An 18,806-nucleotide genomic window follows, 5' to 3' on the forward strand; every position below is an offset into this window, starting at 1 on the left:
TGGCGGCGCTCCACCGATTTTTCCTGGCCAAGTCTGCCCCAGGGCACCGACACGTCAAGCCGGGTGCCCGTTCCGTGACCCTCAGCACAAGAAGCGTCTCGGAAGCGTTACAGGAACCGCCTGGAATTTGCACAGGTGTACGCGGAAGGGGTTGGATGGCCGGTCCATCTCGGACCGTGCTGTCGGACGGAGCCTGTAGCGTGACGGGTCAGACGTGACGGCAGGGCACGGCAAGACATGACGGCGAGGACTGATGGCACCCGAATCCGAAGCAGGCGGCGGCGGTGTGCCGGATGCCGGGGCGGAGTCCTGGGGAGTCGGCGGCGTGGTCGGTGACGGGCGCTACCGCCTGACCCACCGTCTCGGGCGCGGCGGCATGGCCGAGGTGTTCGCCGCCGAGGACGTGCGTCTGGGCCGGACCGTCGCCGTGAAGCTGCTCCGCGCCGACCTCGCCGAGGACCCCGTCTCCAAGGCCCGCTTCACCCGTGAGGCGCAGTCGGTCGCCGGCCTCAACCACCATGCCATCGTGGCGGTCTACGACTCCGGCGAGGACGTCGTCGGCGCCCAGTCCGTCCCCTACATCGTGATGGAGCTGGTCGAGGGCCGCACCATCCGCGATCTGCTGATCAGCGCCGAGGCGCCGGGCCCCGAGCAGGCCCTCATCATCGTCTCGGGCGTTCTCGAGGCACTCGCCTACTCCCACCAGCACGGCATCGTGCACCGCGACATCAAGCCCGCGAACGTCATCATCACGCACGGCGGCGCGGTCAAGGTCATGGACTTCGGCATCGCGCGCGCCCTGCACGGCGCCCAGTCGACGATGACGCAGACCGGCATGGTCATGGGCACCCCGCAGTACCTCTCCCCCGAGCAGGCCCTCGGCAAGGCCGTCGACCACCGCTCGGACCTGTACGCCACCGGCTGTCTGCTCTACGAACTGCTGGCGCTGCGGCCGCCCTTCACCGGCGAGACGCCCCTGTCGGTGGTGTACCAGCACGTCCAGGACATGCCGGTCCCGCCGTCCGACGTGGCGCAGGCGTCGCCGCCTGAGCTCGACGGTCTGGTCATGCGCTCGCTGGCGAAGGACCCGGACGACCGGTTCCAGAGCGCCGAGGAGATGCGGGGCCTGATCCAGTACGGCCTGCAGATGCTCCAGCAGCAGGGCGGCCACACGGGCACCTGGAACACGGGCCCGGTGGAGCTGCACGAGGGTGCCCACACGCCGGGCGGCGGCGTCACCGCGACGACCGCGCTCGGCCACCCGATGCACCACGAGACCTCGCAGGGCCCGATCCTGCCGCCGATGAACCCCGACGACGGCGGGTACGACGGCCACGGCGCGTACGGCAACGGCCGCAGGGGCCGCGGCAGGATGTGGCTGTTCGTCGCGCTCGCGCTGATCGCGATCGTGGCCGGCGTCGCCTACGCCGTGGACAAGGCGGGCGGTGGAGGCGGCGGTACGACGGACAAGCCGACCGTCACCACCTCGCCGTCCACGACGTCCCCGACTCCGACGCCGTCGCAGGACCCCACGGAGGAGACGGGCTCGCCGGACACCTCCTCGGGCGGCAACCAGGACACCTACGAGCCGTCCTACCGGCCGTCCTACCGGCCGACGACCCCGAGCACGCCGTCCGGCGACCCGTCGACGCCGCCCACCGATCCGACCGACGGCGGAACGGACGACGGGGGTACGACGGAGGGCAACACCACCGAGGGCACCACCGAGGGCACCACCGAGGGCACGACGGAGGGCAGCACCACCGAGGGCAGCACCAACCAGGGCACGTCCTCCGGTACCTCCTCCGGCACGACGACCGGCACCACGACCGGCGCCATCGGCGAGCCCACCGGGGGAACCACCCCCTGACCGCTCCTCACCTCACCCCGTGAACGCGTCGCGCACCGCCTCGTATTCGCGGGTCCACCACACCACCAGGGCCGACGCCGCGGGAAACTGCGGGTCGGCCCTTCGGTCGTGGAGCTGGTAGCGCCAGCGCAGTATCCAGAAGTCGTTGAGACGCTCCCACCACACCCGGTGCACCGCCGCCGCCAGTTCGGCCCCGTCCGCGCCCGCCGCGCGCCGGTAAGCCCGGGCGTACGCCCGCACCTTCCGCAGCGCCAGCTCGCCGGCCGGACGGACGAAGAAGATGGCGGCGGCCCTGACCGCCTCCTCGGCGCGCGGCCGGACGCCGAGGCGGTCCCAGTCGACGATCGCGGCCGGCTCGGCGCCCCGGTAGAGCAGGTTCAGGGGGTGGAAGTCGCCGTGCACCCAACCGGCCGCGGCGGCGGGCGGAGGGCGGCGGTGGGCGTGCTCGGCGAGCAGGAAGCGGCGTTCGACGAGCCGGTGTTCGGCGAGTTCGTCGAAGCTGTCACGGGGGCGCCGGGCGCGGGCGAGGCGGAGCAGTTCGTCGATGATCCGGAAGGTGTCCTCGGGCCGGGCGCTCGCGTACGGCCCGCGCTCGTACGTCCCGCCGGGCGGGGCCTCCATCACCTGCTCCAGACAGGTGTGGACGTGCCCGAGGAGGGTGCCCAGGCGGCGGGAGCCGGCGGCGGAGAGCTGGGCGCCGTCGCGGTGGCGCCCCTCGATCCAGGGGTGCAGGGCGTAGCAGCGGCCGCCGATCACGGCGACGGTGCGGCCGGCCCGGTCGGCGAGCGGCGGCGCCACGGGCAGTCCGAGGGCGTGCAGGCGCTCGGTGGCCCGGTGCTGGCGGCTGATGGTGTCCCGGTCGGCGGTCGGAGCGTCGAGGTGCTGCTTGAGGAAGTAGGAGCCGCGGGTGGTGGCGAGGCGGTAGCCGCGGTTGAGGAGGCCCTGCGAGACCGGTTCGCAGGAGAGCGGCTCGCCGGCGTGGCGGTAGCGGCGCAGCAGGTCGCCGAGAGGCGGAGCGAGCGTTTCAGATGAGCGCGGCACTCACCAGATGTTAGATCACGCTACGTGGTGGGTCTGTCGCGGGACGGAGTGCCCGCCGGGGGGAGGGTGGTGCGGCCTCGGGTGCGGCGGTGTGGCCGAGGGTGTGCACGGTCACGAAGTGGGGCTCGACGCTCAGGTAGACCGGTTCGAAGGGGGCCCCGTCCACGGAGCGCGGCGCGGGGCCGAAGGCGCCCAGCGGGGCCGGACCGGTGGGGTCACCGGGCGACGGGTCGCGTCCGGCCGGGTGACGTCCGCCCGAGTGACCCCCGGCCGGGTGACGCCGGGCGGATCCCGCTCGGGCGGGCTAGTGCCGCTCGGCCTGCATCCGGGCCACGTACGCGGCGGCCTGCGAGCGTCGCTCCATGCCCAGCTTGGACAGCAGGCTGGAGACGTAGTTCTTGATCGTCTTCTCCGCGAGGTGCAGTCGCTCGCCGATGGCCCGGTTCGTCAGGCCCTCGCCGATCAGGTCGAGGATCCTGCGCTCCTGGTCCGTCAGGTTGGCGAGCCGGTCGTCACCCTTCGGGTTGTTTCCGTCGCGCAGCCGTTCCAGGACGCGGGCGGTCGCCACCGGGTCGAGCAGCGACTTGCCGGCCGCGACGTCCCGTACGGCCGAAAGGAGCTCGTTCCCCCGGATGGCCTTGAGGACGTACCCCGAGGCACCGGCCATGATCGCGTCGAAGAGCGCCTCGTCGTCGGCGTACGAGGTGAGCATCAGGCACTTGATCTCGTCGTTCCGCGAACGGACCTCGCGGCAGACCTCGACGCCGCTGCCGTCCGGAAGCCGGACGTCGAGCACCGCCACGTCGGGACGGGTCGCCGGGATCCTGACCAGGGCGTCCGCCGCCGTGCCGGCCTCTCCGACCACCTCGATGTCGTCCTCCACGGAGAGCAGCTCGTGGACGCCGCGCCGGACGACCTCGTGATCGTCCAACAGAAATACACGGATTTTTCCATCTTCGCGCACGGGGTCAGTCTCACATATTGGCTCTTCCCGTGCCCGGGGGTGCCGGGATACCGTGCCCGTGTTCCGGCGGCCGCACGGCCGTTGCACCGCGCTGACCAGCTGTGTTCCCGTATTCCTCGATTTACTTGGAAATCCAAGCAAAATCGCAGGTCAAATGGGGTTTCGCAGGAATGCGGCGCACTGGGTAACGTGCCTATGACAGGGCGCTCGCCGGGGCACCTGTCACGCCTGTCCCCGGCTGCGTCGCACCCACCCCGTGCGCGGGTCGGATAAGGCGGAGCCTCCCCTTACCTCCGGTAGGGGGGACCCCAGGCCCACCCGGCGAACCCGGGGGCCGGACCGACGGAGGAGCACGCACGTGACCGTGGAAAGCACTGCCGCGCGCAAGACGACGCGACGCAGCAGCGGCACCAAGCGCACCGCCAGCGCGAGCGTCAAGAAGGGGCCGGGCGCCGAGCCCGAGCTCGTTCAGCTGCTGACGCCCGAAGGGGAGCGCGTCCAGCACCCCGACTACGACATCGACCTGAGCGCCGACGAGCTGCGCGGCCTCTACCGGGACATGGTCCTCACCCGCCGCTTCGACGCCGAGGCAACCGCCCTGCAGCGTCAGGGCGAGCTGGGCCTGTGGGCGTCGCTGCTCGGCCAGGAGGCCGCGCAGATCGGCTCCGGCCGGGCGCTGCGCGACGACGACTACGTCTTCCCGACCTACCGTGAGCACGGCGTCGCCTGGTGTCGTGGTGTCGACCCGACCAATCTGCTGGGCATGTTCCGCGGTGTGAACCACGGCGGCTGGGACCCCAACAGCAACAATTTCCACCTGTACACGATCGTCCTCGGCTCGCAGACCCTGCACGCCACCGGCTACGCCATGGGCATCGCCAAGGACGGGGCGGACTCCGCCGTGCTCGCGTACTTCGGCGACGGGGCCTCCAGCCAGGGCGACGTCAACGAGTCGTTCGTCTTCTCCGCGGTCTACAACGCCCCGGTCGTGTTCTTCTGCCAGAACAACCAGTGGGCCATCTCCGAGCCCATCGAGAAGCAGACCCGCGTCCCGCTCTACCAGCGAGCCCGCGGCTTCGGCTTCCCCGGCGTCCGCGTCGACGGCAACGACGTCCTCGCGTGCCTCGCCGTGACCCGCTCCGCCCTGGAGCGTGCCCGCCGGGGCGAGGGCCCGACCCTCATCGAGGCGTTCACCTACCGGATGGCCGCCCACACCACCTCCGACGACCCGACCCGGTACCGCCGCGACGCCGAGCGTGAGGCGTGGGAGGCCAAGGACCCGATCCTGCGCCTCAAGGCGTACATGGAGAACGAGGGCCACGCCGACGCGGCCTTCTTCGAGGAGCTCGAGGCGGAGAGCGAGGCGCTCGGCAAGCACGTACGCGAGGTCGTCCGCGCCATGCCCGTTCCGGAGCACATGGCGATGTTCGACAACGTGTACGCGGACGGGCACGCGCTCGTCGACGAGGAGCGCGCGCAGTACGCCGACTACCAGGCGTCCTTCGCGGGCGGAGAGGCCGAGTAGACATGGCTGTACAGAAGCTTCCCCTCGCGAAGGCGCTCAACGAGTCGCTCCGCAAGGCCCTGGAGACCGACCCCAAGGTCGTCATCATGGGTCTGGACGTCGGCAAGCTCGGCGGTGTCTTCCGGATCACCGACGGGCTGCAGAAGGACTTCGGCGAGGACCGCGTCGTCGACACCCCGCTCGCCGAGTCCGGCATCGTCGGCACCGCGATCGGCCTCGCGCTCCGCGGCTACCGGCCGGTCGTGGAGATTCAGTTCGACGGCTTCGTCTTCCCGGCGTACGACCAGATCGTCACCCAGCTGGCGAAGATGCGGGCCCGCTCGCTCGGCACGGTCAAGATGCCGGTCGTCATCCGCATCCCGTACGGCGGTGGCATCGGGGCCGTCGAGCACCACTCCGAGTCCCCCGAGTCGCTCTTCGCGCACGTCGCGGGCCTCAAGGTCGTCACCCCGGCGAACTCCTCCGACGGCTACTGGATGCTCCAGCAGGCGATCCAGAGCGACGACCCGGTGATCTTCTTCGAGCCCAAGCGCCGCTACTGGGACAAGGGCGAGGTCGACACCGAGGCCATCCCCGGCGAGCTGCACAAGGCCCGGGTCGCCCGCGAGGGCACGGACCTCACGCTCGCCGCGTACGGCCCGATGGTGAAGACCTGCCTGGAGGCCGCCGCGGCCGCCGCCGAGGAGGGCAAGTCGGTCGAGGTCGTGGACCTGCGCTCGATCTCCCCGCTCGACTTCGACACCATCCAGGCATCGGTCGAGAAGACCCGCCGCCTGGTCGTGGTGCACGAGGCCCCGGTCTTCTTCGGCTCCGGCGCGGAGATCGCCGCGCGCATCACCGAGCGCTGCTTCTACCACCTGGAAGCCCCCGTCCTGCGGGTCGGCGGCTACCACGCGCCGTATCCGCCGGCGCGCCTGGAGGAGGAGTACCTGCCGGGCCTGGACCGCGTGCTCGACGCCGTCGACCGCTCGCTGGCGTACTGAGGAGAGCATCGTGACGATCCGCGAATTCAAGATGCCCGACGTGGGCGAGGGCCTCACCGAGGCCGAGATCCTCAAGTGGTACGTCCAGCCGGGTGACACGGTCACCGACGGCCAGGTCGTCTGCGAGGTCGAGACGGCCAAGGCGGCGGTCGAGCTGCCGTGCCCCTTCGACGGTGTGGTGCACGAGCTGCGCTTCCCCGAGGGGACGACGGTCGACGTCGGCGAGGTCATCATCTCGGTGAACGTCGGCGGCGCGGCCCCGGAGGCCGAAGCGCCGGCCCAGGCGCCGGTCGAAGCGCCCGCTCCCGCCGCCGAGGAGGAGGCCGAGCCCCAGGGCCGGCAGCCGGTCCTGGTCGGTTACGGCGTGGCCGCGACCTCCACCAAGCGCCGCGCCCGCAAGGCCGCCCCGGCCGGTGCCGTGCAGGCGCCCGCCCCGGTGGCACCCGCCCCGGCGCCCGCCGCGCCCGCCTCCGTACCGGAGCAGCTCAACGGGCACGGTCCGGCGAGCGGCCGCCCGCTGGCCAAGCCGCCGGTGCGCAAGCTGGCCAAGGACCTCGGGGTGGACCTGACGACGGTCACCCCCACCGGTCCGGACGGGATCATCACCCGGGAGGACGTCCACGCGGCGGCCGCCCCGGCTCCGGCCGTTCCGGCGCCCGCCGCCGCTGCTCCGGCACCGACGGCCTCGTCGGCCGCGGCCCCGGCTTCCGCCGCTGCCGCGCCCGCGGTGGCGACGGACGCGCGGGAGACCCGTATCCCCATCAAGGGAGTCCGCAAGGCCACGGCGGCGGCGATGGTCGGCTCGGCCTTCACCGCGCCGCACGTCACCGAGTTCGTGACCTTCGACATCACGCGCACGATGAAGCTGGTCGAGGAGCTGAAGTCCGACAAGGACATGGCGGGCCTGCGGGTCAACCCGCTCCTGCTCATCGCCAAGGCCGTCCTGGTCGCCGCCAAGCGCAACCCGGAGATCAACGCGGCCTGGGACGAGGTGAACCAGGAGATCGTGCTCAAGCACTACGTGAACCTGGGCATCGCCGCGGCCACCCCGCGCGGGCTGATCGTGCCGAACATCAAGGACGCGCACGCCCAGACCCTTCCGGAGCTGTCGCGGTCCCTGAGCGAGCTGGTCGCCACCGCCCGCGAGGGCAAGACGACCCCGGGCGCGATGCAGGGCGGCACCTTCACCATCACCAACGTCGGCGTCTTCGGCGTCGACACCGGTACGCCGATCCTGAACCCGGGCGAGTCCGCGATCCTCGCGGTCGGGGCGATCAAGCTCCAGCCCTGGGTCCACAAGGGCAAGGTGAAGCCGCGTCAGGTCACCACCCTGGCGCTGTCCTTCGACCACCGACTGGTCGACGGGGAGCTGGGCTCCAAGTTCCTGGCCGATGTCGCCGCGATCCTGGAGCAGCCGAAGCGGCTGATCACCTGGGCGTGATGCGCCCGTACGTCTGAGTTCCGCTGTTTCACGTGAAACGCCCGGCCGGTGGCAGTGCCCCGGCCGGGCGTTCTCGCGTGCGGAGCGGCATCGGGCTCCTGTGGTTCAGAACGGCATCTTGCCCCGCGCCTTGCGGCCTGCGGAGCCGCTCTTGCCGACCGCCTTCTGGCTGCTGTTGAAGGGCTTGCTGAACAGGCGGCCCAGCACGCCGGGCGCCTTGCCGCCCGCGCGGGAGCCGAGGCCGAGGGTGCGCTGCGTGCCGCGCTGAGGGTGGTGGGAGAGCCGGGGCACGAGGAACGCCAGGACGGCGAGGACGACGCACACGGCGACTATGCCGACGATGAGCACGAGAAACTCCTTGTCTGCGGGTGTCGTGTTCGCGTGCCCGGCCTCACACCGCCCATGCGTCCACATCGCGGACGGGCCTGCCTGTTGCACCCCTGTTGTATCTATGCTGTGCGCATGCCTTCCGCGCCGCCCGCAGCCGACCGCGTCTACATGCACGTCAAGCAGGCCGTCCTCGACCGCCGTTACGAAGGCGGGACCCTGCTCACCGAGGGGGAACTGGCCCTGGCCGTCGGCGTCTCCCGGACGCCCGTGCGCGAGGCGCTGCTCAAACTGGAGATGGAAGGGCTGCTGAAGCTCTACCCGAAGAAGGGCGCCCTCGTCCTCGCCGTCTCCGCGCAGGAGATCGCCGACGTGGTCGAGACCCGCCTGCTCGTCGAGGAGTTCGCCGTGCGCCGGGCCGTCCCCGCCACGCCCGCGCTGATCGCGCGCCTCGAGGAGCTCCTGGAGGAGCAGAAGTGCCGGGCCGAGGCCGGGGACCTCGCCGAGGTCGCCGTCACCGACCGCTGCTTCCACGCCGAGATCGTCCGGCACGCGGGCAACCAGATCCTCGCCCGCCTCTACGACCAGATGCGCGACCGGCAACTGCGGATGGGCGTCGCCGTGATGCAGTCGCAGCCCGACCGCGTCGCCAAGAACATCGCCGAACACGCCGAGATACTGGAACGGATCCGGGAGGGCGACGTCGAGGGCGCCGCCGCCTGCGTCCGGCAGCACCTCAGCTGGGTCAAGGTCCTGGTCAGGGGTGAGGCGCGGTGAGCGGACGCGGATTCGGATCCTCCGCCGCCCTCCCCGGCGACCCGCCCGGCGGCAGGCGCGCGGCCCTCGTCTGGGGCGTCGGCGTCGCCGTCTACTTCGTCGCCGTCATCTTCCGTACGTCCCTGGGCGTCGCCGGCCTCGACGCCGCCGACCGCTTCGACGTCAACGCCTCCGCCCTGTCCACCTTCTCCATCCTCCAGCTGCTCGTCTACGCCGGCATGCAGATACCCGTCGGCCTGATGGTCGACCGGCTCGGCACCAAGAAGGTGCTGACCCTCGGCGTGGTGCTCTTCACCGTCGGACAGCTGGGCTTCGCGCTCTCCCCCTCGTACGGCATGGCACTCGCCTCCCGCGCGCTGCTCGGCTGCGGCGACGCGATGACCTTCATCAGCGTGCTACGGCTCGGCAGCCGCTGGTTCCCGGCCCGGCGCGGGCCGCTGATCGGGCAGGTCGCCGCCCTCTTCGGCATGGCGGGCAACCTCGTCTCGACCATCGTCATCGCGCGGGCGCTGCACGGCGTGGGCTGGACCGCGACCTTCGTCGGCAGCTCGGTCGCGGGCCTCATGGTGCTCGTCCTGCTGCTGCTCTTCCTCAAGGACCACCCCGAGGGGTACGCCCCCGCGCCGGTCCGGCACGCCGGATCCGCGTTCGTCCGGAAGCAGATCGCCGAATCCTGGCGCGAACCCGGCACCCGGCTCGGCATGTGGGTGCACTTCACCACCCAGTTCCCGGCCATGGTGTTCCTGCTGCTGTGGGGCATGCCGTTCCTCGTCGAGGCGCAGGGGCTCTCGCGGGGAGTCGCCGGCGAGCTGCTGACGCTCGTGGTGCTGTCCAACATGGTGGTGGGGCTCGCCTACGGTCAGATCATCGCCCGGCACCACGCGGCGCGGGCCCCGCTGGCCCTCGGCACGGTCGCGGCGACCGCGCTGGCGTGGGGAGCGACCGTCGCCCACCCCGGCGACCGGGCGCCCATGTGGCTGCTGATCACCCTCTGCGCGGTCCTCGGCGCCTGCGGACCCGCCTCGATGATCGGCTTCGACTTCGCCCGCCCGGCGAACCCGCCGGAGCGTCAGGGCACCGCCTCGGGCATCGTCAACATGGGTGGTTTCGTCGCCTCGATGACGACCCTGCTCGCCGTCGGCGTCCTCCTCGACGCCACCGGCGACAACTACCGGATCGCCTTCTCCTCCGTCTTCGTCCTGGAGGCGCTGGGCGTCACCCAGATCCTCCGCCTCAGGTCCCGTACCGCGCGACTCGAGCGGGAACGCCTGGTCGCCAGCCGAGTGGAGGCCGTGCACGTCCCGGTCTGAGCCCGGCAAGGCCCGGCGCGACCGTTCTCCGGCCGGAGCGGCCGGACGCGGGAGGGGCGTGCTACCGGGGCGTCACCGCGAAGTTGTCCAGGATCGCCGCCACCAGGTCCGCGTCGCCGTCGGTCTTGATCCGGTCGGCCACGTCCGCCGGCCGGACCCGGCCGCAGGCCAGACGGACGTACGTCTCCCAGTCCGTCGCCAGCGTCGCCGCGGGCCCGAGCGACGGCGCGCCGTCGACCGATCCGCGGCCCTCCGCGTCCACCCTGACGGTCCGCAGGAACTCGACGGGCCCGTGGACGTCGATGACGACCGCCGAGCTCGCCGGCGCGCCCGCGTCCTTGGCGACGACCTTGGGCAGCGCCTCCAGCAGCACGTCACGGGTGATCAGGGCGGCGGGGGAGTCGAGGTTGCCCGGCCGGCCGAGCGCGGCGCGCAGGTCCTGCTCGTGCACCCATACGTCGAAGGCCCGCATCCGGTAGGCGACTTCCAGGGTCTGCTCGGCGCCGAGAGGCGCACGGATCAGATGGTCGGGCTGCCGGTTCTCGTTGCGCAGCTGCCGGGCACGGCGGATCAGGACGTACTCCAGCTCCGAGGTCATCTCGGGGCCGGTGTGGTGCCGCCGCACGTCGACCTGCATCTCCATGTAGCGGGCGAACTCGGTGCGCACGTGGTAGAGATCACGAGGCAGGGAGTGGATGGGGCGCGGGTCGCCCAGCATCTCGCACTCCATGCCGATCACATGGGACACGATGTCGCGCACCGACCAGCCCGGGCACGGAGTGGCGCGGTTCCATTCGCCTTCCACGAGCGGCTGCACCAGCTCGGATATCGCTTCGATGGAGTGGGTCCAGGCGTCGGCGTAGGTCTGAAGGCTGGGATGGACGGTCACGGGACCCCTCGGCGGTTCTGCGGTGCGCGGGCTGAAAACAAGACTGCGTGGGAGGCTCGGACGCTAAGTTACGCTGCCCGAAGGCACCCCGGCAGTGCTTTCGTGTGACGATCGTAGGCCCGTGTTGACGGCTCGAATGCCAGGACGGTGGTAGTGTGCGCGCCTCGCTGATCCAGATCGCAGTAGACCCGGATGAACCGGTTGACTCCCGCCGGGCGCGCGTGGCCGCTCTCGTACGCGCGGAGCGCGGCGCCGCCGACCTCGTCGTCCTGCCGGAGCTGTGGCCCATGGGGGCCTTCGCGTACGAGTCCTTCGCCGCCGAGTCGGAGCCGCTGAACGGGCCGACGTACGAGGCGATGTCGGCGGCCGCCCGGGACGCCGGGGTGTGGCTGCACGCCGGGTCCGTCGTCGAGGCGGCGGGCGGCGAGCTCTACAACACCTCGCTCGTCTTCACCCCCGGGGGCACCCTGGCCGCGAGCTACCGCAAGATCCACCGCTTCGGCTTCGACAAGGGCGAGGCCGTGATGATGGCGGCGGGCGAGGAGCCGGTGACGGTCGCGCTGCCCGAGCTGACGGTCGGCGTCGCCACCTGCTACGACCTGCGCTTCCCCGAGCTGTTCCGGGGCCTGGTGGACGCGGGCGCCCAGGCGTTCGTGGTCCCGGCCGGCTGGCCGGCCCGCCGGCGCGCGCACTGGACCCTGCTCGCCCAGGCGCGGGCCGTGGAGAACCAGGCGTACATGCTGGCCTGCGGCACGGCCGGCACGCACGCCGGCGTCGAGCAGGCCGGCCACTCCCTCGTGGTCGACCCCTGGGGCGAGGTCCTCGCCGAGGCGGGCTCGGACGAGGAGATCCTCCGGGTCACCCTCGACCCGGCGAAGGTGACGACGACCCGGGAGCAGTTCCCCGCGCTGAAGGACCGGGTCCTGGGCGTGGCGAAGCCGCCGCGCCCCTGAGTGCGCGGCCCTGGGGCCGCGGCGGCCGGAACGCGGGCCCGCTCCGCGGCCCTGGGGCCGTCGGCCTGCCCCTCGGCGGCGCCTTGGACCGCGGGCCCCCGGCGCGGCAGGCGGGCCGGCGCGCTTCCCTCGGCCGGCGGCCGCCCCCCCGGCCTCCGCGCTCAGTCCTCCCGGTCCTCCCGCTCGCGCTCGGCCATCCGGATGACGCACACCGCCACGGCGATCAGCAGCGCCGCGTCGGCGTCCTCACGGACGACGTTCACGGCGTACGTGTCCCGGGCCCGGAACCACCGGCGGGAGATGTGGGCGAGGAGTTCGCCCTCGTACTCCACGATGAACTCCCGGTCCAGGATCCGGCCGCTGACGTCCAGCTCCGTGCCCTCGACCAGCGTGACGCGGTAGTGGTTGCGCAGCAGCGAGAGCCGCTTCCTGCGGATCGTGGCGAGCGGCCGTTCGTCCCGCTCGATCGTCATCGCGTCCCGCAGGGCGAACACCTTCTGCCGCAGCGTGACGAGGACCTGCCCGAGAGGGTCCTTCAGCTCCAGGGTGTCGCGCAGCCGCAGGGCCTTGCCGTCGACGAGGAAGGCATGGCGGCCGTTCTCGTCCTCGATCCAGTAGTCGTCGCCGACGGCGAAGAGCTTGTCGCGCACGAGGTATTTGTGGGGGATCGTCGCCTGTTCCCCGGAATGTCGCTCCATGAGGAGAGCGCTTCCCCGCAGGGCCGGCCTTCACGCGTGTCCCGACGCCCGCCCGTGCCGGACACGCCGCTTCCGCCCCACCCGTCCCCGGCTTTCACGCGTACGGCACCCTTGAACCATGAACGATGCCGTCCCGGCGCCCACCCCCGCGCCCGCGCCCCGCCGTGCCCGTGTCCGTGCCCCCGAGCTGATCGGCAAGGGTGGCTGGCTGAACACCGGCGGAGACGATCTGACCCTCGCCGACCTGCGCGGAAAGATCGTTCTGCTCGATTTCTGGACCTTTTGCTGCATCAACTGCCTGCATGTCCTCGACGAGCTGCGTGAGCTCGAGGAGCAGCACCGGGACACCCTCGTGATCGTCGGCGTCCACTCCCCGAAGTTCGTGCACGAGGCCGAGCACCAGGCCGTCGTCGACGCCGTCGAGCGGTACCAGGTGCACCACCCGGTGCTCGACGACCCGGAGCTCGCCACCTGGAAGCAGTACGCCGTACGGGCCTGGCCGACGCTCGTCGTCATCGACCCCGAGGGCTACGTCGTCGCCCAGCACGCGGGCGAGGGGCATGCCACCGCCATCCGGAGCCTCGTCCAGGAGCTGGAGGCCGAGCACGAGGCCAAGGGGACGCTGCGGCGCGGTGACGGGCCGTACGTGCCGCCGGAGCCGGTCGCGGGGGATCTGCGGTTCCCCGGGAAGGCGGTCGTCCTGCCCTCCGGCAACCTCCTCGTCTCCGACACCACACGGCATCAGCTCGTCGAGCTGGAGCCGGACGGCGAGAGCGTCGTACGACGGATCGGCGAGGGCGAGTTCCGGGAGCCGCAGGGGCTGGCCGTGCTGCCCGACGGCAAGGTCGTCGTCGCCGACACCGTGCACCACGCGCTGCGCCTCCTCGACCCGGCGACCGGCGCGATCGAGCTGATCGCCGGGACCGGCCGGCAGTGGTGGCAGGGCTCCCCCACCTCCGGCCCCGCGCTGGAGGTCGACCTGTCCTCGCCGTGGGACGTGGCCTGGTGGCGGGGCAAGGTGTGGATCGCCATGGCCGGCGTCCACCAGCTGTGGACGTACGACCCGGAGACGGGGACGGTGGAGGTCGCGGCCGGCACCACCAACGAGGGCCTGGTGGACGGGCCGGCGGCCGAGGCGTGGTTCGCCCAGCCGTCCGGGCTCGCCGCCACCGAGGACCGGCTGTGGGTCGCCGACTCCGAGAACAGTGCCCTGCGCTGGGTCGACACGGAGGGCGCGGTGCACACCGCCGTCGGCACCGGTCTCTTCGACTTCGGTCACCGGGACGGCGCCGCCGATCAGGCGCTCCTCCAGCACCCGCTGGGCGTCACCGCCCTGCCCGACGGGTCGGTCGCCGTGAGCGACACGTACAACCACGCCCTGCGCCGTTTCGACCCGGCCACCGGCGAGGTCACCACTCTCGCCACCGATCTGCGCGAGCCGGCCGACGCCGTCCTGGTCGGGGACGACATCGTCGTCGTCGAGTCCGCCCGGCACAGGCTGACGCGGCTGCGGCTGCCGGAGGAGGCGGTGCGGGTGGAGTCCGTCGCCTACCGCACCCGGCGCGAGGCCACCGAGGTCGCCCCCGGGCGGCTCCGCCTCGACGTCGTCTTCCAGGCGCCGACGGGCCAGAAGCTGGACGAGCGGTACGGTCCGTCCACCCGGCTCCTCGTCTCCTCGACCCCGCCCGACCTGCTGCTGGGCGGCGAGGGGACGGGCACGGACCTCTTCCGGGAGCTGGAGCTCAACCCGGACCTCGCCGAGGGCGTGCTGCACGTCTCGGCGATGGCGGCGTCCTGCGACGACGACCCGGCCAACGAGTACCCGGCCTGCCATGTCCACCAGCAGGACTGGGGTGTTCCGGTGAAGGTGACCGCGAGCGGCGTCGCCCGGCTGCCGCTGATCCTCGCCGGCATGGACGCCTGACCGCGCGGTCCTCTCCGGGAGGGTGACCCGCCGCGCGCCGCCCGGCGGGGCACCCTCAGGGGAGGATCCCCTGGTTCGAGGACGGGCGGCCCGCCGCTCCGTCCAGGCAGCCGGACACCCAGGCCGCCGGGTCGTGGACCGACCGGTCGCCGCCCATGCCCCGCCGTTCCATGGCGGCGCACTCCCCGGCCAGCAGGGCGCGGGTCCGTTCCCCGGTCAGGTCGTACTGCCGGATCCGGACGGCCTGGAGATAGCCGCCCTCGTACGCGATGTCCGTGCCCCACGGGGGCCGTTCGTCGAACTCCGCGATGCCGTACGCCGCGACCGCCATGCCGAGGAGCATGGCGGTCGCGGCGCAGACGATGAACTTCCGCCGGGGCGGGCCCTCGTGACGATGCATAGGGGCGATCGTGTCGCGTGGGGCCTTTCCCGGATGTTTCGCGCGTACGGGGGCGTGCCGGAGCGCACCCGCGCGTACGGCGGTGCGCCGGAGCGCACCGGTGTCAGTAGCGACGAGTGGGGTCGTCGTCCACGACGGTGGGCGCCACCGGCCGTACGACCGCCCGACGGCGCCGCGCGATGCTGGTGAAGGTCGCGACGCCGATGAGGCCGACCGCCATGAGGATCAGCCCCACGAGGTCGAGGTTGACGCCCTGGAGCTCCCAGTCCGTCGCGAACGTGAGTATCGCTCCCACGGCGATGAGGATGATGCAGCCACCGAGGCCCATGGATCCCGCCTCCTCCTGGAGTAGTGGGAGTCGCGTACCCCGGTTGTCCGCCGCTATCCCTCCAGGAACGCCACCAGCGCGTTCGCCAGCAGGAACGGGTCGTCGGCGCCGCAGAGTTCGCGTGCGCTGTGCATGGAGAGGATGGCGACGCCGATGTCCACGGTGGTGATGCCGTGGCGGGCGGCGGTGATCGGGCCGATCGTCGTGCCGCAGGGCATGTCGTTGTTGGAGACGAACGTCTGCCACGGCACGCCCGCCCGCTCGCAGGCGGCGGCGAAGACGGCCCGGCCGCTGCCGTCGGTCGCGTACCGCTGGTTGACGTTCACCTTGAGGATCGGGCCGCCGTTGACGCGCGGGTGGTGCGTCGGGTCGTGGCGCTCGGCGTAGTTGGGGTGGACGGCGTGGCCGGTGTCGGAGGAGAGGCAGACCGTACCGGCGAAGGCGCGGGCGCGGTCCTCGTAGGCGCCGCCGCGGGCGTAGACGGACCGTTCGAGGACGGAGCCGAGGAGGGGGCCCTGGGCGCCGGTGTCGGACTCGGAGCCGTTCTCCTCGTGGTCGAACGCGGCGAGGACGGGGATGTGGGTCAGGCCGGGCCGGGCCGAGACGGCGGCGAGCGCGGCGACGCCGGCGTGGACCGAGAGGAGGTTGTCCATGCGCGGCCCGGCGACCAGTTCGCGGTCGCGGCCGAGGTAGGAGGGTGCCTCGACGGGGTGGACCATCAGGTCCCAGCCGGCCACGTCGTCGGCGTCGACGTCCGCCTCGGCGGCGACGAAGGAGATCAGGTCGCCCTCGTGGACGTCACCGAGGCCCCAGATCGGCTGCATGTGGCGCTGCCGGTCGAGCTTGAGGCCTTCGTTGGCCTGGCGGTCGAGGTGGATGGCGAGCTGCGGGACGCGGAGCACGGGCCGGTCGACGTCGACCAGGCGGTGGGTCCCGTCGCGCAGGGTGAGGCGGCCGGCGAGGCCGAGGTCGCGGTCGAGCCAGGTGTTGAGCAGCGTGCCGCCGTAGATCTCGACGGCGACCTGGCGCCAGCCCTGCGTGCCCATGTCGGGCTGCGGCTTGACGCGCAGGTTGGGCGAGTCGGTGTGGGCGCCGACGATGCGGTACGGGGTGTGGGGGGCGGCGCCCTCCGGTACGTACCAGGCGATGAGCGCCCCGCCGCGGACGACGTACTTCCCGCCGGCCGTCGCGTCCCAGGCCGCGGTCTCCTCGACCTGCCGGAAGCCGGCCTTCTCCAGGCGCTCGGCGGCGGTCGCCACGGCGTGGTACGGCGACGGGGAGGCCGCCAGGAAGGTCATGAGGTCATCGGTGTGGCCGCGGTCGAACGGGTGCGACGGGCCGGAGGGTGCGCTGCTCATGCGTTCACCTTACGCACGGTCCGAAAGCCGTCGAGCGGACCCCGGAAAACGGAACGGCCCGCCCCCCTCCCCGGGGACGAGCCGTTCCTGTGTGGAGGAGGCGCGTGCTAGAACGCGGCCTCGTCCAGGTCCATCAGCGAGCCGTCGACGGCCTCGGCGAGGGCGCGCTCGGCGGAGACGCCCGGCAGGACGTTGGCGGCGAAGAACTTCGCGGCGGCGATCTTGCCGGTGTAGAACGCCTTGTCCTTGGCGGAGGCGGTCTCCAGCTTCTCGGCGGCGACGGCCGCGCCCTTCAGCAGGAGGTAGCCGACGACGACGTCGCCGGAGGCCATCAGCAGGCGGGTGGTGTTGAGACCCACCTTGTAGATGTTCTTGACGTCCTCGCCGGTGGCGGTGAGGTCGGTGAGCATCGTGCCGACGATGCCCTCCAGGTCCACGGCGGCCTTGGCGAGCGCGTCGCGGGCGGCGGCCAGCTCCTCGCCGCCGGTGCCGACCGCGAGGAACTTCTTGATCTCCTCGGCCAGCGCGTTCAGGGACGCGCCCTGGTCGCGGACGATCTTCCGGAAGAAGAAGTCCTGGCCCTGGATGGCCGTGGTGCCCTCGTAGAGGGTGTCGATCTTGGCGTCCCGGATGTACTGCTCGATCGGGTACTCCTGCAGGAAGCCGGAGCCGCCGAAGGTCTGGAGGGACTGCGCGAGCTGCTCGTAGCCCTTCTCGGAGCCGTAGCCCTTGACGATCGGGAGCAGCAGGTCGTTGAGGCCGACCAGCGCCTTGGCGTCCTCGCCGGCCGCTTCCTTGAGCTGGATCTCGTCCTGCACGGCCGCGGTGTAGAGGACGAGGGAGCGCATGCCCTCGGCGTACGCCTTCTGCGTCATCAGCGAGCGGCGGACGTCGGGGTGGTGCGTGATGGTGACCTTGGGGGCGGTCTTGTCCATGAACTGCGCCAGGTCGGTGCCCTGGACGCGCTCCTTGGCGTACTCGAGGGCGTTGAGGTAGCCCGTCGAGAGGGTGGAGATCGCCTTCGTGCCGACCATCATGCGGGCGAACTCGATGATGAGGAACATCTGGCGGATGCCGTCGTGCTTGTCGCCGATCAGCCAGCCCTTGGCGGGGTGCTGGTCGCCGAAGGTCATCTCGCACGTGTTGGAGGCCTTCAGGCCCATCTTGTGCTCGACGTTGGTGGCGTAGACGCCGTTGCGCTCGCCCAGCTCGCCGGTCTCCCAGTCGAAGTGGTACTTCGGCACGAGGAAGAGGGAGAGGCCCTTGGTGCCGGGGCCGGCACCCTCGGGGCGGGCGAGGACGTAGTGGAGGATGTTCTCCTCCATGTCGTGCTCACCGGACGTGATGAAGCGCTTCACGCCCTCGATGTGCCAGGAGCCGTCCTCCTGCTGGACCGCCTTGGTGCGGCCCGCGCCGACGTCCGAACCGGCGTCGGGCTCGGTCAGGACCATCGTGGAGCCCCACTGGCGCTCGACGGCGATCTGCGCGACCTTCTTCTGCGCCTCGTTGCCCTCGTTGAAGAGGATGCCAGCGAAGGCCGGGCCGGAGGAGTACATCCAGACGGCCGGGTTCGCGCCGAGGACCAGCTCCGCGTAGGCCCAGATCAGGGAGCGCGGGGAGGTCGTGCCGCCGATCTCCTCGGGCAGGCCGAGGCGCCAGTACTCGGAGTCCATGAAGGCCTTGTAGGACTTCTTGAAGCTGGCCGGGACCGGGGCGGTGTTCGTCTCGGGGTCGAAGACCGGGGGGTTGCGGTCGGCGTCGGCGAAGGACTCCGCGAGCTCGTTCTCGGAGAGGCGGGTCAGCTCCTCCAGGACGCTCTTGGCGGTCTCGACGTCCATCTCCTCGAACGGACCGGTGCCGTACACCTTGTCGCGCCCGAGGACCTCGAAGAGGTTGAACTCGATGTCGCGGAGATTCGACTTGTAGTGCCCCATGGCGACGGCTCCGTAAGGATCGGGGAGGCAGGTTCCTCGTACACGTACCAGCAAGTAGCTAACGCTCTCATCGATGATGCTACC

The 18,806-nt window shown here is 71.7% G+C and carries 17 protein-coding genes; 8 read left to right on the forward strand and 9 right to left on the reverse strand.

Features of this window, described 5'->3' with window-relative positions; all coding sequences use genetic code 11:
- Positions 1 to 253 precede the first annotated feature (253 nt).
- Positions 254 to 1,870, forward strand: a complete 1,617-nt coding sequence (locus ACZ68P_RS08985; RefSeq protein WP_471004345.1) for a protein kinase domain-containing protein — start codon at positions 254 to 256, stop codon at positions 1,868 to 1,870.
- A gap of 12 nt (positions 1,871 to 1,882) precedes the next feature.
- On the opposite strand, the gene ACZ68P_RS08990 is transcribed toward ACZ68P_RS08985, so the two are convergent.
- Together ACZ68P_RS08990 and ACZ68P_RS08995 are read right to left on the reverse strand one after the other, a co-directional pair.
- On the reverse strand, positions 1,883 to 2,911 hold the full coding sequence (locus ACZ68P_RS08990; protein WP_471004347.1) for a phosphotransferase: 1,029 nt from the start codon (positions 2,909 to 2,911) through the stop codon (positions 1,883 to 1,885).
- A 304-nt stretch (positions 2,912 to 3,215) separates the two neighbouring features.
- Positions 3,216 to 3,875, reverse strand: a complete 660-nt coding sequence (locus ACZ68P_RS08995) for a response regulator (protein WP_471004349.1) — start codon at positions 3,873 to 3,875, stop codon at positions 3,216 to 3,218.
- A gap of 358 nt (positions 3,876 to 4,233) precedes the next feature.
- Between ACZ68P_RS08995 and pdhA the strand changes: the two genes are divergently transcribed.
- Genes pdhA through ACZ68P_RS09010 form a run of 3 tightly spaced genes read left to right on the forward strand, consistent with a single transcriptional unit; the run spans position 4,234 to position 7,824 of the window.
- On the forward strand, positions 4,234 to 5,400 hold the full coding sequence (pdhA, locus tag ACZ68P_RS09000; RefSeq protein ID WP_471004351.1) for a pyruvate dehydrogenase (acetyl-transferring) E1 component subunit alpha: 1,167 nt from the start codon (positions 4,234 to 4,236) through the stop codon (positions 5,398 to 5,400).
- A 2-nt stretch (positions 5,401 to 5,402) separates the two neighbouring features.
- Positions 5,403 to 6,383, forward strand: a complete 981-nt coding sequence (locus tag ACZ68P_RS09005; RefSeq protein WP_365713147.1) for an alpha-ketoacid dehydrogenase subunit beta — start codon at positions 5,403 to 5,405, stop codon at positions 6,381 to 6,383.
- A 31-nt stretch (positions 6,384 to 6,414) separates the two neighbouring features.
- Positions 6,415 to 7,824, forward strand: coding sequence for a dihydrolipoamide acetyltransferase family protein (locus tag ACZ68P_RS09010; RefSeq protein WP_471004911.1), 1,410 nt, complete (start codon positions 6,415 to 6,417; stop codon positions 7,822 to 7,824).
- 105 nt (positions 7,825 to 7,929) lie between these two features.
- Here the strand turns inward: ACZ68P_RS09010 and ACZ68P_RS09015 are convergent, their stop codons facing one another.
- The gene (locus ACZ68P_RS09015; protein ID WP_471004353.1) at positions 7,930 to 8,172 is read right to left on the reverse strand and encodes a DUF6411 family protein; all 243 of its coding nucleotides are present in this window, start codon (positions 8,170 to 8,172) and stop codon (positions 7,930 to 7,932) included.
- Between the two features lie 114 nt (positions 8,173 to 8,286).
- Here ACZ68P_RS09015 and ACZ68P_RS09020 point away from each other — a divergent pair, with 114 nt between their 5' ends.
- A complete protein-coding gene (locus ACZ68P_RS09020) occupies positions 8,287 to 8,928 on the forward strand; it encodes a GntR family transcriptional regulator (RefSeq protein ID WP_471004355.1) in 642 nt (213 codons plus the stop codon).
- Positions 8,925 to 10,238, forward strand: coding sequence for an MFS transporter (locus ACZ68P_RS09025; protein WP_471004357.1), 1,314 nt, complete (start codon positions 8,925 to 8,927; stop codon positions 10,236 to 10,238). The genes ACZ68P_RS09020 and ACZ68P_RS09025 overlap by 4 nt, the downstream gene beginning before the upstream one ends.
- A gap of 61 nt (positions 10,239 to 10,299) precedes the next feature.
- On the opposite strand, the gene ACZ68P_RS09030 is transcribed toward ACZ68P_RS09025, so the two are convergent.
- Positions 10,300 to 11,127 (reverse strand): maleylpyruvate isomerase family mycothiol-dependent enzyme, encoded by an 828-nt coding sequence (locus tag ACZ68P_RS09030; protein ID WP_471004359.1) that lies wholly within the window; start codon positions 11,125 to 11,127, stop codon positions 10,300 to 10,302.
- Positions 11,128 to 11,282: 155 nt separating this feature from the next.
- Here ACZ68P_RS09030 and ACZ68P_RS09035 point away from each other — a divergent pair, with 155 nt between their 5' ends.
- Positions 11,283 to 12,080: a carbon-nitrogen family hydrolase gene (locus ACZ68P_RS09035; protein ID WP_471004361.1), complete on the forward strand. Its 798-nt coding sequence runs from the start codon at positions 11,283 to 11,285 to the stop codon at positions 12,078 to 12,080.
- A gap of 161 nt (positions 12,081 to 12,241) precedes the next feature.
- Here the strand turns inward: ACZ68P_RS09035 and ACZ68P_RS09040 are convergent, their stop codons facing one another.
- Complete coding sequence (locus ACZ68P_RS09040; RefSeq protein ID WP_471004363.1) at positions 12,242 to 12,778, reverse strand: LURP-one-related/scramblase family protein; 537 nt, start codon at positions 12,776 to 12,778, stop codon at positions 12,242 to 12,244.
- Between the two features lie 118 nt (positions 12,779 to 12,896).
- Between ACZ68P_RS09040 and ACZ68P_RS09045 the strand changes: the two genes are divergently transcribed.
- A complete protein-coding gene (locus tag ACZ68P_RS09045; protein WP_471004365.1) occupies positions 12,897 to 14,702 on the forward strand; it encodes an NHL domain-containing thioredoxin family protein in 1,806 nt (601 codons plus the stop codon).
- 55 nt (positions 14,703 to 14,757) lie between these two features.
- Here ACZ68P_RS09045 and ACZ68P_RS09050 read toward each other — a convergent pair whose 3' ends face one another.
- The 4 genes from ACZ68P_RS09050 to ACZ68P_RS09065 form a co-directional block, all read right to left on the reverse strand.
- Complete coding sequence (locus ACZ68P_RS09050; protein WP_471004367.1) at positions 14,758 to 15,102, reverse strand: hypothetical protein; 345 nt, start codon at positions 15,100 to 15,102, stop codon at positions 14,758 to 14,760.
- A gap of 103 nt (positions 15,103 to 15,205) precedes the next feature.
- Complete coding sequence (locus ACZ68P_RS09055; RefSeq protein ID WP_471004369.1) at positions 15,206 to 15,430, reverse strand: DUF6458 family protein; 225 nt, start codon at positions 15,428 to 15,430, stop codon at positions 15,206 to 15,208.
- A gap of 53 nt (positions 15,431 to 15,483) precedes the next feature.
- The gene (locus tag ACZ68P_RS09060) at positions 15,484 to 16,788 is read right to left on the reverse strand and encodes a M18 family aminopeptidase (RefSeq protein WP_471004371.1); all 1,305 of its coding nucleotides are present in this window, start codon (positions 16,786 to 16,788) and stop codon (positions 15,484 to 15,486) included.
- A 107-nt stretch (positions 16,789 to 16,895) separates the two neighbouring features.
- On the reverse strand, positions 16,896 to 18,722 hold the full coding sequence (locus ACZ68P_RS09065; RefSeq protein WP_471004373.1) for an acyl-CoA dehydrogenase: 1,827 nt from the start codon (positions 18,720 to 18,722) through the stop codon (positions 16,896 to 16,898).
- Positions 18,723 to 18,806: the final 84 nt, after the last annotated feature.

Source organism: Streptomyces sp. NPDC036822, assembly GCF_055609145.1.